Source organism: Flavobacterium sp. SORGH_AS_0622 (assembly GCF_030818825.1).
Classification (GTDB): domain Bacteria; phylum Bacteroidota; class Bacteroidia; order Flavobacteriales; family Flavobacteriaceae; genus Flavobacterium.
On the sequence record NZ_JAUTAX010000001.1, the window covers coordinates 260,333 to 273,869 of the forward strand.

Annotated in this window: 14 protein-coding genes; 5 read left to right on the top strand and 9 right to left on the bottom strand. The window is 32.8% G+C overall.

From position 1 onward, the window contains the following. Positions 1–25: 25 nt before the first annotated feature. On the bottom strand, positions 26–2,833 hold the full coding sequence (locus QE431_RS01165) for a TonB-dependent receptor (protein ID WP_307291794.1): 2,808 nt from the start codon (positions 2,831–2,833) through the stop codon (positions 26–28). 241 nt (positions 2,834–3,074) lie between these two features. Between QE431_RS01165 and QE431_RS01170 the strand changes: the two genes are divergently transcribed. After that, positions 3,075–4,175: a DUF4407 domain-containing protein gene (locus tag QE431_RS01170; protein WP_307291795.1), complete on the top strand. Its 1,101-nt coding sequence runs from the start codon at positions 3,075–3,077 to the stop codon at positions 4,173–4,175. Positions 4,176–4,293: 118 nt separating this feature from the next. Here the strand turns inward: QE431_RS01170 and QE431_RS01175 are convergent, their stop codons facing one another. From QE431_RS01175 to ruvC, 7 genes are all read right to left on the bottom strand, one after another. Continuing rightward, positions 4,294–4,998 carry a PH domain-containing protein gene (locus QE431_RS01175; RefSeq protein WP_307291797.1) on the bottom strand — a complete coding sequence of 235 codons (705 nt, stop codon included), beginning with the start codon at positions 4,996–4,998 and terminating at the stop codon, positions 4,294–4,296. Positions 4,999–5,068: 70 nt separating this feature from the next. Then, positions 5,069–5,440, bottom strand: coding sequence for an MmcQ/YjbR family DNA-binding protein (locus QE431_RS01180; protein ID WP_134139100.1), 372 nt, complete (start codon positions 5,438–5,440; stop codon positions 5,069–5,071). Between the two features lie 85 nt (positions 5,441–5,525). Further along, positions 5,526–5,924: a GNAT family N-acetyltransferase gene (locus tag QE431_RS01185; protein WP_057115926.1), complete on the bottom strand. Its 399-nt coding sequence runs from the start codon at positions 5,922–5,924 to the stop codon at positions 5,526–5,528. Between the two features lie 134 nt (positions 5,925–6,058). After that, the gene (locus QE431_RS01190) at positions 6,059–6,811 is read right to left on the bottom strand and encodes a cyclase family protein (protein WP_307291801.1); all 753 of its coding nucleotides are present in this window, start codon (positions 6,809–6,811) and stop codon (positions 6,059–6,061) included. A 91-nt stretch (positions 6,812–6,902) separates the two neighbouring features. Further along, a complete protein-coding gene (locus tag QE431_RS01195) occupies positions 6,903–7,514 on the bottom strand; it encodes an SMI1/KNR4 family protein (protein WP_307291804.1) in 612 nt (203 codons plus the stop codon). Between the two features lie 17 nt (positions 7,515–7,531). Then, positions 7,532–8,674, bottom strand: a complete 1,143-nt coding sequence (hemW, locus tag QE431_RS01200; protein WP_307291807.1) for a radical SAM family heme chaperone HemW — start codon at positions 8,672–8,674, stop codon at positions 7,532–7,534. Between the two features lie 74 nt (positions 8,675–8,748). Next, complete coding sequence (ruvC, locus tag QE431_RS01205; RefSeq protein WP_134139107.1) at positions 8,749–9,303, bottom strand: crossover junction endodeoxyribonuclease RuvC; 555 nt, start codon at positions 9,301–9,303, stop codon at positions 8,749–8,751. 105 nt (positions 9,304–9,408) lie between these two features. Between ruvC and QE431_RS01210 the strand changes: the two genes are divergently transcribed. After that, positions 9,409–10,353 (top strand): lysylphosphatidylglycerol synthase domain-containing protein, encoded by a 945-nt coding sequence (locus QE431_RS01210; RefSeq protein ID WP_307300482.1) that lies wholly within the window; start codon positions 9,409–9,411, stop codon positions 10,351–10,353. Next, positions 10,350–11,453 carry a glycosyltransferase gene (locus QE431_RS01215; protein ID WP_307291809.1) on the top strand — a complete coding sequence of 368 codons (1,104 nt, stop codon included), beginning with the start codon at positions 10,350–10,352 and terminating at the stop codon, positions 11,451–11,453. Before QE431_RS01210 ends, QE431_RS01215 begins: the two co-directional genes overlap by 4 nt. A 20-nt stretch (positions 11,454–11,473) precedes the next feature. On the opposite strand, the gene QE431_RS01220 is transcribed toward QE431_RS01215, so the two are convergent. Continuing rightward, the gene (locus QE431_RS01220) at positions 11,474–11,953 is read right to left on the bottom strand and encodes a hypothetical protein (protein WP_057115932.1); all 480 of its coding nucleotides are present in this window, start codon (positions 11,951–11,953) and stop codon (positions 11,474–11,476) included. Between the two features lie 154 nt (positions 11,954–12,107). Between QE431_RS01220 and QE431_RS01225 the strand changes: the two genes are divergently transcribed. After that, positions 12,108–12,608: a DUF456 domain-containing protein gene (locus QE431_RS01225; RefSeq protein WP_134139110.1), complete on the top strand. Its 501-nt coding sequence runs from the start codon at positions 12,108–12,110 to the stop codon at positions 12,606–12,608. Positions 12,609–12,886: 278 nt separating this feature from the next. After that, positions 12,887–13,489, top strand: a complete 603-nt coding sequence (locus QE431_RS01230) for a DUF937 domain-containing protein (protein WP_057115934.1) — start codon at positions 12,887–12,889, stop codon at positions 13,487–13,489. Positions 13,490–13,537: the final 48 nt, after the last annotated feature.

Below are 13,537 nucleotides of genomic sequence, written 5' to 3' on the forward strand. Positions count from 1 at the left end.
AATTTAGTAGTTTTTAGGATTGATTTTACAAGTCTAATTTCAATCCGAAATTGTAACGAGCTTGATAGTATTCTGCTTGTTTCGTATGAGCAGCAACTCCTTGATAATAACGCAACGGCTGATTGGTTAAGTTATTAGCTTCTGCAAAAAAGCGAAGTTTTGGAGTAATTTTATAAGAAGCGTTTGCATCTAAGAAAAACTGTTTGTCATAGTAACTGTCTTTGTAAGACTCAGAACCTAATTCATCTAAATAATCAGATGTAAAGTTTGTTGAGATTCTTGCTGAGAAACGTTTGTTTTCCCAAGACAAAGATCCGTTAAACATATGAGGAGTTGTTCCTGGAAGACTAATGTCGTTTCTTTCATTTCCATCCTCATCTGCAATTCCTTTAGCTTTAGATTTTGTGTAAGTATAGTTTAAATAGATACCAAAACCTTTTAAGAATTTACCAGGAAGGAAATCTAACTGACGCTGGAAAGCAACTTCGAATCCGTAAACGTCAACAGTGTCTCCGTTTCTTGATTGTAAAAATGACCAGTTTTCTCCCGCTGGAATTGGATTTACTTGATTAGGAAAATCTGCCGCAAATTTAGCATCAGTATATTGATTGTCGCTGTAGTTGTAAATGAAATCATTTAATCTTTTGTAGAAAACACCTCCAGAAATCAAACCAACAGATTTGAAATAGTTCTCTGCCATGAAATCATAATTGTATGAATAAGTAGCATCAAGATCTGGATTTCCAGCTGTGATTTCTTTGTCTGCAGCAATGTTGTTTACATAAGGAGCTAATGCATAATAGTTTGGTCTAGCTAAAGCTGTTGTTGCTGCAGCTCTTAAAATCAAATCTTTTGTTGCATTGTATTGGAATGAGATGCTTGGTAAAAGATTGGTATAAGAGTTTGTATTGTTGATTTTGCTCTCTAATTCTTCTTCGTCCAATACACGGTTTCCTGTATAATCAATGTGAGTATTCTCCACACGGAAACCTAAAACCATAGAAAGTTTGTCGTTAAAATCCTGATCCCATCTTACATAAGCAGCAGTAATTCTTTCTTTAGCATTATAGTTTACTGCTAAATATTCTGCTGGATCTGCTTCTTTTTCAAATAGAGAAGCATTGTTTAAGTCTAAACTTCCTAAATAAGAAGCCGAAGCAAAAGTTCCCGGAACATATTTACTTCCTGGATTAAAATCTTTTCCATCAAAATAACTTGTTGGAACTTGCGATAATAATTCCATGTCATCATTTAAAGGCGTATAAGAATAGAACATATTGTTTCTTTCTTTCTCTTTTAAACGAAGTCTAAGACCTGTTCTCAATCTTCCTTTTTCACCTGCAATTACAGAAAAAGGAAAACGGATATTTACTTTTGCACCAAATTCGCTTTCACTTGTTTCATCTGTATTTTCAGTAACAGAATCAAATTTAAATTCATCTGTTGATTCGCCAACAGTTGTCATTAATGGAAATTTTGGATTAGATAAATCTTCAAACATTTCTAAACCTTTTTGACGGTACTCGATATAACGCTCACCCGGACGGTATTCTCTAGCTTTTGCGTAGTTTGCAGACCAGTCTAAATCTAATGTAGAATTGATTAAGTGTTCTCCACGAAGAGAATAATTTTGAACTCTTTGATCTTCTAATCTTCTGTTTTTGTTTCTGTTGTTATCCAAACCACCTTTTGTCTGACGTTTTACACGACCTTCAAATCCTGTAATTGTTTCGCCATCGTAAATAGGTTCAATATCATCATAAGTTGTTCTGAAACGGTTTTCTCTATCGTCTCTCCAGTTGTAAATTGCATTAGCAAAAATGGTGTTGTTTTCGTCAAATTTGTAATCTAAAGCAATAGATCCGCTGCGGCGAATACGCTGTACATCATATTTTCTAATTTCTGAAGCTTGTAGGTATTCATTTCCAAAATCATCTTTTACCCATTCGTTTTCGATGTTATCAGATCCGTAATCAACATTGTTGTAAGAACCGCTGAAAACTGCGCCTAATTTATTATCAAAAAAGCGATTACCATATACAAAACCAGCAGTGTAAGAAGCGTGGTCACGAATTGGCAGATATCCTCCGGCAAGTGTTGCAGAAATTCTTTCTCCATTTGGAGTTGCTCTTGTAATTAAGTTTACAGAACCTCCAATCGCGTCAGCATCCATATCAGATGTAAGAGTTTTGTTTACTTCAATCGTAGAAATCATATCAGACGGAATTAAGTCCATTTGAACATTTCTGTTATCTCCTTCTGCTGAAGGAATTCTGTCACCATTTAAAGTAACCGAGTTCAAAGATGGCGCCAAACCTCTAATAATAATATTACGAGCTTCACCTTGGTCATTCTGCATTGTAATACCAGGAACACGTTTTAAAGCGTCTCCTACATTGGCATCTGGAAAACGTCCCATTTGGTCAGATGAAATTACGTTTCCAATATTTTTATTGTTTTTTTGCTGATTTAATGCTTTCGCCTGACCTTTTAAGATGTCTCCAACAATAACTTCATTCAGCTCAGTTCCAGAGGTTTTAAGAGCAAAATCGATTACATTGTTTTTTCCTTGTTCAACTTTTATTTCCTGAGTTAAAGAAGTATATCCGATATATTTTACTTCAACTTTATAAGTTCCTTCATTAATATTCAATAACTCAAAACGACCGTTATAGTCAGAAACGGTATATTTTTTTTCGCCAACTATTTGAATCATAGCTCCAGGAAGAGGCAGTTTGTCATCAGCGTCTAATATCTTTCCAGATATAATCGCCTTTTGGGCAAAACCCGTTAGAGATAATAAAAAGAGTGTTAATACTAAAAATTTTTTCATTGTGTGTGTTTAGTTTGATTTTGGTTGCGAAGCTAAAGCCCTTGTATTACTAAACCCTTGAAAAAAAATTAACATAGTGTTATGATTCCCACCCAACATTAGAAATAGATTAATGTTAAAATAACATTCAATAAAAAAAGGAATTTTGTAGCGGTAAGTGAAAACAAATCAACTATTTGTCTGAGAATTAAATTTTTGGCGCTAAATTTGCCATATCAATCACAATCAAAAATCATCAATCATGTTAAAACAATTTTTTATCTTATGTTCAGGAGTCGACCGAGACCTCTTGAAAGATTGCTCAGAAGGCGAACAAACTAAATATGTTGGTATTGGCGCCACTGTATTTTTTACGGCAGTTATGGCTTTCTTAGCCAGTGCTTATGCGCTTTTTACCGTTTTCGATTCTATTTATCCCGCTTTAATTTTCGGATTTGTATGGAGTTTATTGATTTTTAATTTGGACCGATTTATCGTTTCTACCATTAAAAAGAGAGATCGTTTTATGGACGAATTCCTGCAGGCAACTCCACGTATATTATTAGCGATTATTATTGCAATCGTAATTTCTAAACCTTTGGAAATTAAAATATTCGAAAAAGAAATCAATACCGTTTTATTGAAAGAGAAAAACGAAATGGAGTTGGCCAATAAAAAACAAATTGGAACGTATTTCAAAACAGATTTAGATAAAAATAAGGCTGAGATTGCAGCTTTAAAAGCAGATATTGTAAAGAAAGAGAAAGAAGTTAACGATTTATATTCTACTTATATTACAGAAGCAGAAGGAACTGCTGGAACTAAAAAATTAGGAAAAGGTCCTGTTTATAAAGAAAAACGCGAGAAACACGATGCATCTTTAAAAGAATTTGAAACTTTAAAAACAGCAAACGAAGCTAAAATCGCTGAAAAAGAAAAAGCAGGTGTAAAACTTCAAGCCGATTTAGATAAAAAAGTCTCTCAGACTCAGCCTATAATTGAAGGTTTCGATGGCTTAATGGCGCGTATTAATGCATTAAATAAGCTACCTTGGCTTCCGTCATTTTTTATAATGCTGTTGTTTCTAGCAATCGAAACATCTCCAATTATTGCCAAATTATTAGCTCCAAAAGGTGAATTCGATTTCAAACAAGAAGAAGCCGAAACAGCAATGAAAGCTACTTTGGCACAAAATAAATACCAACGTGATTTATTGGTAAAAACCAGCGCAGAAATGCACGATAAAGTTTATGCAGATATTGCCGAAGATAAAAATCTTTACGATTTGCAACGTAAAAATGCAAAAGAGTTACTAGAACTGCAGTCGCATAAATTTGTAGAAAAGCAGAAAGCGACTTTGTAAAAGGTAATATGTAATTTGTAAAATGTAATCTGTAAAATGTAAAAAGTCTTAAGCTCTAATGAACTTAAGACTTTTTTATTTTCAGTAAGAAGTCATTTCACTTCTCACAAAGTACATTTTACATATAACTTAAAATCTCTTTTTTATAAGCATCGTACTCTCCCTGCATGATCAATCCGTTGTCAAGGAGTTTTTTGTAATTCTGTAATTTATCAAAAAGTTCCTCTTTAGATAAGTCACTTAATTTACGTTCTCCAGCTGGCTGTGTTGGAAGCGGCTCATAAGTTGTTTCTGTAAAAGCTGGTGCAGAAGGCAAAATTTCAGCAAAACTAGTTACTTCTTCAGTTTCTACTTCTTCAACTTCTTCAGCTTCGTCTTCGTATTCTGGTTCAACAGTTTCTTGAATTGGTGCAGCAGCAGAAACAGGATTTTTCAATAAATCCAATTGCTCTTTAGCGTAAGTATAAATTTTTCTAGCCTGAATTTTTGGAATATAATCAATAGAAACAGCCAAATCTGTTTTGGTACCAAATGAAAATTCAGAACCTAAAATGTTTTCTTTTACAAAAGTACTCGCAATATCATCCCAAGTGTAATCTGTAAAATCCATAGAAAGACCTAAATTTTTAGGCTTACAGATAATGATACGCTTGTTTGTTAATACAATGCTGTCTGGAAAAACAGTAATAGCAGGCTTTTTTTGCACTGCAATATATCCAACTTCTTCGCCTTTCATTAATAAATCTGTAAGTTTCGAAGTGATTTTTTCAATCGCTTTTGGATCTTGTTCTTCGTTCAGAAATTTTTTAAATTGTTCTTTCATTTTTTTAAGTTGCTAAGTTACTGAGCTTTTAAGTTGCTGAGTTTTTTTACTGACGTTACAAATGTAATGCCTAATTTTCTAATTCGATAATTTCATTCTGAATTTTCTTTGTCAAACTTTTGAAAACCAATTCATAGGAATGATCGATCAATTCTTTGACAAATTTGTCTGGAAGATTTCCGTTTAAAGCAATCGTATTCCAATGTACTTTACTCATATGAAATCCAGGTTGTATTTCATCATATTCAGCTCTGAGTTCCTGTGCGCGGTCTGGATCACATTTTAAATTGACCGATTGCTCGTTCTTTTCCCATTGCGATAAAGAAGATAGAGCAAACATTTTGCCTCCAACTTTAAAAACTAAAGTGTCTTCATCAAATGGAAAATGTTCGCTGACACCTTTTTTCGAAAGACAATATTCGTAAAACGTTTCTAAATTCATATTATAAAAAAGTTATGATTCAACACGAATTACACCAATTTCACAAATTAAAGTGTTTCTTGGCAATTAGTAAAATTAGTGTTTATTAGACTATTTTTTCCATCATCTTTTCAGGATGATTGAGTTTTGTAAACCCGAATTTCTCGTATAAAAAGTGAGCGTCAGTTGTGGCTAATCTCCAAATTTTGACATTTTGAAGTTGAGGTTCCTTCATCATCGTTTCAATTAAGATCGACGAATATCCTTTTCCACGATGTTCTTCGGTTATAAAAACGTCCATTAAATAAGCAAATACCGCGTAATCGGTAATTACTCTTGCAAAACCAATTTGTTTGTCATCTAAATAAATTCCAAAACAAACCGAAGCATCAATTGTAGTCTGCACTTCTTCAATAGTTCGTCCTGCAGCCCAATAAATGTCTTTTAAAAAGTTTTGTATAAACGGAACGTCGAGTTTGGTTTTATCAGTAGATACGCTAATCATAGTTTATTGTTTTTCTTGCCACGAATTTCACGAATTTTCACGAATTAATTTTTTCACTTCAAGCATGTAAAAATTAGTGGGAATTAGTGTAATTGCTTCGCCAATTCGCTTTCGCTCGGGTCGTGGCAAACTTTTTAAATCTTATATAAAATTGGTTTTGATGGACTTGCGTCATTTTCAAACGAAGCGATTTGAAGATTTAGTATATAATTTCCATCTTCAATTTCGTCTGGAACATAAATCATTTCGGTAATTGTCGCATTTAGTCGTGCATCAGAATTAAGATTATGAGTGTCTTTTACATTCCAAAATGCTTTGTGAGCCAATAATTTGCCTTCGTCATGTTCTTTGTCAACGCTTGGTAAATCAATCAATAAATGTTGAATTTCGCTTTCGCGGATGAAAGTGGCAGCTTCTTCAGACAAATAAGGCGGATTTGTATTTGAATATTTTCTTGATTTTTTTTCTTTTTGATTGGGAAGTGTTCTAATAATCAAAGCCTCGAACGATGTCACATTGAGGGAAGTCGAGATGCTTTCTTTCGTAATAACGAGATCATCCCCAATTTTCTCAGGCTCAATGGTAATCAATTTAGCAGAAAAGAAAAATTGCTTAAGTGATTGATTAATGCTATAAAAATCATTCGTAATATGTCCCAAACATTCCGTGTGTGTCCCATGACCATGCGGATTGAAGAAAATATTGTTAAAATTCGTTGATGATTTTCCTTCCGAAACTTTTCCGATCCAATCGCCAAAAACTACAGGTTCAATAACTGGTTTTTCGATATACCAGGCAATTGGGTTTTCGTCTGTATTGGTTAATGGAATAGAGATATCAATGGGTTTTGATAAGTCGATTTCGAAGTTGTTGATTTTTGCTATCATGTTGATTTAACCGCAAGGGTCGCTAAGGTTTACGCAAAGGGCGCCAAGGATTATTAAAGATTGTTTGCGACTCTTTTAATTCCATTTTTTATTAATGATTATCAAAAACAGAACACCATTCGTCATAATATTTGCCCGCCCAATTTCTCATATTTTTGAAGTACCATTTTGCAGCATTGTCAGCAAGGTTGAAACCATTTTCATCATCAATTATAGACTCATCTTCAAAATTGCTTAAGGCGTGATGAAGCGCGGCGCTGCAAAGTAAAAACTGTCCTAAGGTATCTGCAGCTGTTGTACCAGTTTCCCAATTTCCTGCGCCATGCATAAGTTTTTGAATGCCATTTTCCAGATCCTCAAAATCTACAATAACAGGATCAGCACCTTCATCAGCAAAAATAAAAAAGTTCTTGTTCCAATCGCCAATTTCAGTATTTTTTATTGAATTATAGTTGTAACCATCTTGCTTATATTTTAGATTTTCAACTCCATAAATACACATTGGATTACCAACCGTAGAAAAATAAAAATCTTTTAGAGGTGCAAAATTGCTTATGTAATCTTTTAAATTGTGAGGTAATGTAATTTTAAATTCATTTTCTAAACGATGAATATGACTTTTATTCTGTGATTCTCCAAAAGGAAAATCATCATCATTATTCCAGAATTTTTTTATTTCTAATATTGCAGTTTCTAAATTCATTTCATTTAAGATTTATATTACAAATCTAAATAAAACAGATCACTTGCAATTCCATCCGTTAAAAATTTTCCTTTTGAAGTTGGTTTTAGAATGTTGTTTTCAATTGAAAGCAAATCGTCGTTTAAGAATTTTTGAGATTGTTTTTTCAGATAATTCAAATATTCCAAACCGAATTCATTTTCAATTCTTTCTAAAGAAACGCCCCAAATCGTTCTTAAGCCAGTCATAATATATTCATTATAGCGATCTGAAATAGTCAGAATTTCTGTTTCGATCGGAAGTTCGTTATTTTGAATCGCTTTCAAATACAATGAATTATTCGCAATATTCCAGCCTCTTTTTTCGCCGTCATAACTATGCGCCGAAGGCCCGATTCCAATATATTTTTTTCCTAACCAATAAGCCGAATTGTTTTTGGAGAAATAATTCTCTTTCCCAAAATTCGATAATTCGTAATGAATAAATCCATTTTTTTGGAGCGTTTCAACCAAAATCATAAAATGATTTGAAGCGGCTTCATCTTGCGGTTCAGCGATTTTTCCAGTCTGAATTAATTTGCTCAAGGCTGTTTTCGGTTCAACTGTCAGAGCATAACTCGAAATATGCGGAATGCCAAAACTCAAAGCCGTTTCGATATTCTGTTTCCACATTTCGTCTGTCAATCCAGGAATTCCGTAAATTAAATCGAGTGAAATATTATCAAAATATTTTGTCGCTTCTTGTAAACATTTTATGGCTTCCACCGAATTATGAGCGCGGTTCATCATCTTCAAATCTTCTTCATAAAAAGACTGAATACCAATGCTTAATCGGTTTATCGGACTTTTAGATAATTCAAAAATTCGCTCCGCAGACAAATCATCGGGATTAGCTTCAAGTGTAATTTCTGGATTATCTGAGACTTTATAGTTTTTATAAACTTCTGAAATTAAAAAATTGATTTCGTCATTGGTCAAAACAGAAGGAGTTCCACCTCCGAAATATATTGTCTCTACTCCCGAGAATTCGGGATCGTTCTCAAACTCATTTTTACGCATGCCAATTTCTTTGGACAAAGCCAAAACCATTTCATCTTTCTTTTTCATTGAAGTCGAAAAATGAAAGTCACAATAATGACAAGCCTGTTTGCAAAAAGGAATATGGATGTAGATACCGCTCATTTTTTTTAATTAGATAATGTGTCAATTTGATAATTAGATAATGAAAATTAGTTCGGAGAAATTATCTAATTATCTCATTTTCTAATTTTGTCCTCATTTTGTTTCACAAAAGCATCCCAGCCCGAATAACTTTTTCCTGCTACGACTTTTCCTGAATTAAAGTGATGACAAACTGCCGCTGCCAAACCGTCGGTTGAATCGAGATTTTTGGGTAATTCTTTTAATCCTAAAAGCTGTTGGAGCATTTTCGCAACCTGTTCTTTGCTGGCATTTCCGTTTCCGGTAATCGCCATCTTTATCTTTTTAGGTTCGTATTCCGTGATTGGAATATCTCTTGAAAGGCCTGCTGCCATGGCAACGCCTTGTGCGCGTCCAAGTTTTAACATCGATTGTACATTTTTACCAAAAAAAGGCGCTTCAATCGCAATTTCGTCAGGATGATGCGTTTCGATTAATTCGATGGTTCTTTCAAAAATGATTTTTAGTTTTTGGTAATGATTGTCATATTTGGACAATTGCAATTCGTTTAACTGCAAAAATTCCATTTTTTTATTGATGACTTTTATCAATCCAAAACCCATAATTGTAGTTCCGGGGTCAATACCTAATATGATGCGTTCTTTTGTCAAGAGAGTTTTTGTTTCAAGTTTGATGTTTCAAGTTTCAGGTTTAGAAAATTGTCACATTTTCTAATTGTCACATTGCCTAATTTCCAAATTGATTACTTTTGCGGCATGATTTCAATTCCTCACAAAGCTAAGCAATTCCTAGTTCTTCTAATCAAACTTTTGATTGTTGGCGGTGCATTTTATTTTATTTACAATCAGCTGGCCAACAACGACAAATTGGACTGGAATAAGTTCATTGTTTTATTTCGAAAAAATCAGTCGGTTTTAGGCATTTCGTTTATATTACTTTTGAGTGTTTTGAATCGCTATTTTGAGATTCTAAAATGGCAGAATCTCGCCAAAGCAATTTATCAAATCTCGGTTTACGAAGCCACTAAGCAGGTTTTAGCCGCTTTAACGGCAGGAATCTTTACACCAAACGGAGTGGGAGAGTACGCTGGAAAAGCTTTGTATTATCCAAAATCGGAAGCTAAAAAAGTTGTTTTTCTAAACTTAATCTGCAACGGAATCCAAATGATTTTAACGATCATTTTTGGAATTTTTGGCTTACTTTATTTCAATGCACAGTTTAATGTTATTACAACCAAAACAGTCTTAATCTTGTTCGGAGGATTTCTGCTAATTCTGATTATTTTATTTTCAATCAAAAAAATAAAAGTCAAAGGATATTCAATTGAAAAACTAATTCATAAAATCAACGAAATTCCGAAGCCTATTCATAGAAAAAACATTTTTTTAGGCATTTTAAGATATTTGGTTTTTTCGCACCAATATTACTTTTTGTTTTTAGCTTTTGATGTCGATCTGCCTTATTTAACTTTAATGGCAGCAATTACATCAGTATACTTTTTAGCTTCATCATTTCCGACATTTCAGTTTCTAGATTTTGCAGTTAAAGGAAGCGTCGCTATTTATTTTTTCGGAATTCTTGGCGTTAACGAATGGATTGTCATTTTTATAAGCACTTTGATGTGGTTTTTAAATGTTGTATTACCAGTATTTTTAGGGAGTTATTTTGTGCTGAATTTTAAAACGAAAACAGCAGCATGATTTTTGCTTTGTTTGCCATATTAGCTATTTACATTGTAAACATTAGTTTGCTAATTTATGGTTTTTTCAAAGTCAAAAAATATCAAAAAAAAGATTTAAAGCCACAGACAAGTTTTACCATAATAGTTCCGTTTCGAAATGAAGAAGAAAACCTGCCAAAGCTTTTAAATAGCTTTTCGACACTAAATTATCCAACAGATTTATTTGAAGTAATTTTAGTCGATGATAATTCGAGAGAGAAATTTCAAGTCTCACATTTCACATTTCACATTTCACAAATAGACAATATTCGAGTTTCAAAATCGCCCAAAAAAGATGCTATTACGACTGCAATGCAATACGTAAAAAACAATTGGGTAATTACCACAGATGCTGATTGTCTTGTTCCAGAAAACTGGCTTTTAACTTTTGATAATTATATTCAGGAAAATAAAGTTTCGATGCTGGCGGGAGCAGTAACGTATGAATGTGGAGATTCATTTCTGCATCATTTTCAGCAATTAGATTTGACAAGTTTACAAGGCGCAACAATTGGAAGTTTTGGTTTGAACAAAGGTTTTATGTGTAACGGAGCTAATTTTGCGTACACCAAATCATTGTTTGAAAGTTTAAATGGTTTTACTGGAAATGAGACTATTGCAAGTGGAGATGATGTCTTTTTACTGCAAAAAGCAATTGAAAAATTTCCAAATGAAGTTCATTATTTAAAAGCTCAAGAAGCCATAGTAACTACAAAATCAACAGAAAGCTGGAAAGCATTATTTCATCAAAGAGTGCGCTGGGCGGCCAAGACGAGTTCGTATAAAAGTAGCTACGGGAAATTTATGGGATTCGTTGTTTTCTTTGGAAATTTGAGTTTTGTAATTGCTTTTTTGTTATTTCTCTTCCAAATTTTAAATTATCCGTTTTTTGTTTTATTTGCTTTTTTAAAGTTTATGGTTGATTTTGTTTTGCTTTCAAAAACAAATCAGTTTTTAAAGAATACAAGGCTTAAAAGCTTTTTATTGAGTAGTTTGTTTTATCCTTTTTTTAGTACAAGTGTAGCTTTGTATAGCTTATTTGGTTCGTACGAATGGAAAGACAGGCGCTTTATGAAATAACTTTACATAAAAGGGTAAAACTATTCCTTTGCTTTCAAAATTACAGGCAGAATAAATTGTGTTTTTACGGGAATGCCTCGTTTTATAGCTGGATTTACTTTTGGAAAATCAACAAGACGCGCATGCAGAATACTGTCAATTTTTATAGTATCATAGGCAACAGAATCTTTAGGAAACTGAGGCTCAAACTTCATAGTTGCATTTGGAAAAATTGTTACTTTTACTTCAATAGTGTCCAATTCTGGGTACATAATCGATAAAGTATCAACATTAAGTTTTTCTTCAATAAGATCAGACATTACATCAAAAAAGCACTGCTGGCGAAGTTTTTTATCGGCTATTTTTTCGCAGTTTGAGACAGATGGGTATTCGTCTACTTCTTTCCAGTTGATCGATTTCAATTCTTTTTGAAGTAATTCTTTTTCAGACGGAACCTGCTTCTCAAAATATTGACAAGAATTAAAGATAATACAGATGAAAAAAAGTGAAAACGGCCTCAAGATTTTAATGTTGAATGAATAAACAAAAATACAATTATTTTTTTTAGAGATTCTTTCAATTACGCGGAATCTTCATGTTTTAAAGGTACAATTTTAAAGTTTGTATAGCAAAAAATAAAGTAGTAATTTGTAAGAACAAATTTATCAAAACTATATGGATTTACTTTTAGTTACACTAGGTTTTATATGCATGATTGTTGGCATTTTTGGCAGTTTTCTTCCTGTTTTGCCTGGGTTGTCAAGCTGCTGGGTGGGTTTGCTTTTGCTATATCTAACCAAAGCAGTAGAAAATAATTATTGGGTTTTAGGAATAACTTTTGTTTTAATGGTAATCATAACAATATTAGATTACGTAATCCCATCGCAGGGGACAAAAAAGTTCGGCGGAAGTTCGTATGGAATATGGGGGACAAATATTGGTTTAATTATCGGAATTTTGGCACCAATTCCTTTTGGAGTTATCATCGGACCTTTTTTGGGAGCACTTGTCGGAGAATTGTTATACGACTCACAAAATCATAAACGGGCACTAAAAGCGGCAACAGGTTCCTTGCTTGGGTTTCTTGCTTCGAGCTTTATTAATTTTATGTTTTGTGTAGTCTATTTGGGCATTTTTTTAAGCGTAATGTGGAAATATCGAAACATTTTGTTTTAATTATATAACATTTTTCTAGCTTCTGCGTTACCTTTTATAAAAACATCAAAATTTTCTTAACTTTTTTATCTTTTGTGTTTGAGTTCTAAAGGGTTGTGTTTACAGGTGTTTACGCATTTTTTATGTTAACATGAGGTTATTATCTATGTAAATTTTTAACTTATTTTTTGGAAATGTTAATTTATTTTATATTTTTATCACAATAAACGATAAAAAGCCTCACTTTATCGGTTATTTTGAACAAATTTAAATAATGTTTCTTTAATAAGTTAACGCGTATGACCCCAAACCTACAAATTGAACTTAGACGTTTTATTTCATCTAATGTTGTCTCCAAGTTGAACAAGTTTTATTTTGAAAATGATGCCCTTTTAATAAAAGGAATTGATGTCTCGATCGGTACAATTTTAATGGGACTCTACAACAAAGCCGAAGAATCTGATTTTTATTCTGAAATAGCCTCGATGATAAAAGAAGATTCAACTTTTTACCAAGAAATTGACTTTAACGCAGGTAGAATTTTATCAGTTGATGATTGTTACCGTTTAGAAGGAAATTCATTACTTAAGGAATTGTTCTCGAATAAAAAGGGAAGAATTTCAGAAATGGTTTCAAACGAAGTCGGTATTAAAAGCGAAACAGCCAGAGAAATACTTAACTTTTCAGCACTGCTTGTAGTTTCCTACTTAAGAAATAATCTTCAATTACTAGAAAGTTTAAAATTACTTCTCGAAGACCAAAAAAGAGACATTTTAAACAGTATTCCTCCTGGAATCAAAATCATCCTCGGTTTTTCATCTTACGAAACAGTAGAAGATAAAAACCAATCTATCGGAAGATCAATTTTTACCCTTTTCGGACATAATTTCTTTAGTTTCTAAAATAAAAAAATCCCATTTTCAAAGAAAACAGGATTCATTATAACAAAA

Excerpts from the sequence above, each read along its gene's own strand:
- QE431_RS01165 (WP_307291794.1), bottom strand. The coding sequence starts at position 2,833 with ATGAAAAAATTTTTAGTATTAACACTCTTTTTATTATCTCTAACGGGT.
- QE431_RS01170 (WP_307291795.1), top strand. The coding sequence starts at position 3,075 with ATGTTAAAACAATTTTTTATCTTATGTTCAGGAGTCGACCGAGACCTC.
- QE431_RS01175 (WP_307291797.1), bottom strand. The coding sequence starts at position 4,998 with ATGAAAGAACAATTTAAAAAATTTCTGAACGAAGAACAAGATCCAAAA.
- QE431_RS01180 (WP_134139100.1), bottom strand. The coding sequence starts at position 5,440 with ATGAATTTAGAAACGTTTTACGAATATTGTCTTTCGAAAAAAGGTGTC.
- QE431_RS01185 (WP_057115926.1), bottom strand. The coding sequence starts at position 5,924 with ATGATTAGCGTATCTACTGATAAAACCAAACTCGACGTTCCGTTTATA.
- QE431_RS01190 (WP_307291801.1), bottom strand. The coding sequence starts at position 6,811 with ATGATAGCAAAAATCAACAACTTCGAAATCGACTTATCAAAACCCATT.
- QE431_RS01195 (WP_307291804.1), bottom strand. The coding sequence starts at position 7,514 with ATGAATTTAGAAACTGCAATATTAGAAATAAAAAAATTCTGGAATAAT.
- hemW (WP_307291807.1), bottom strand. The coding sequence starts at position 8,674 with ATGAGCGGTATCTACATCCATATTCCTTTTTGCAAACAGGCTTGTCAT.
- QE431_RS01210 (WP_307300482.1), top strand. The coding sequence starts at position 9,409 with ATGATTTCAATTCCTCACAAAGCTAAGCAATTCCTAGTTCTTCTAATC.
- QE431_RS01215 (WP_307291809.1), top strand. The coding sequence starts at position 10,350 with ATGATTTTTGCTTTGTTTGCCATATTAGCTATTTACATTGTAAACATT.
- QE431_RS01225 (WP_134139110.1), top strand. The coding sequence starts at position 12,108 with ATGGATTTACTTTTAGTTACACTAGGTTTTATATGCATGATTGTTGGC.
- QE431_RS01230 (WP_057115934.1), top strand. The coding sequence starts at position 12,887 with ATGACCCCAAACCTACAAATTGAACTTAGACGTTTTATTTCATCTAAT.